The sequence below is a fragment of the Mesorhizobium sp. M0983 genome (assembly GCF_040318975.1).
GTDB lineage: Bacteria > Pseudomonadota > Alphaproteobacteria > Rhizobiales > Rhizobiaceae > Mesorhizobium.
The window spans coordinates 1-535 of record NZ_JAMYNH010000071.1; the positions used below are offsets into that span (position 1 = coordinate 1).

Annotated in this window: 1 protein-coding gene; it reads right to left on the bottom strand. The window is 60.2% G+C overall.

The features are described 5' to 3' along the window. The coding region (locus tag NKH71_RS33360) for an ABC transporter permease (protein WP_502900463.1) at positions 1–535 on the bottom strand (535 nt) is incomplete at both ends.

Consider the following 535-nt stretch of genomic DNA (forward strand, 5'->3'; position numbering starts at 1 on the left):
ATGGTCAGCCGTTTGGTCGGAATGCCGACATTACGCGCGCTCTCCTTGTCACCGCCGAGTGCATAGATCCAGTTGCCTATCGGGGAGATGTGCAATAGCCAGAACAAGCCAATCACGAACACCACCCACCATAGGATCGTGACTTGAAACATGCCGCCGAGATAGTCGCCGAAGATTACCTTGGTGAGCGGGTCCGGCACGAGCGAGACGCCGGTGCTGCCGGCGATCTTGACGGTGAGACCTAGCGTCAGACCCATCGTGAGGAACATGGTGCCAATGGTGATTGTGAGCGACGGGATGGTGGTTCTCGTCACGAACAGCCCGTTGAGAAAGCCGACAGCGAGGCCGAGACCAAGCGCGGCCGTTATGCCAAGCCAGTCGGGCAACCCATAGTGACCCGAGACGATGGCAGCGGTGAGAGACGCCGCGGGGATCACGGCACCGACCGAGATGTCGAGTTCCCCGGCGATCATCAGCAACCCTATCGGCAGCGCGATGATCCCGATCTCAGACGCGATGTTCAACCAGCTGGCCG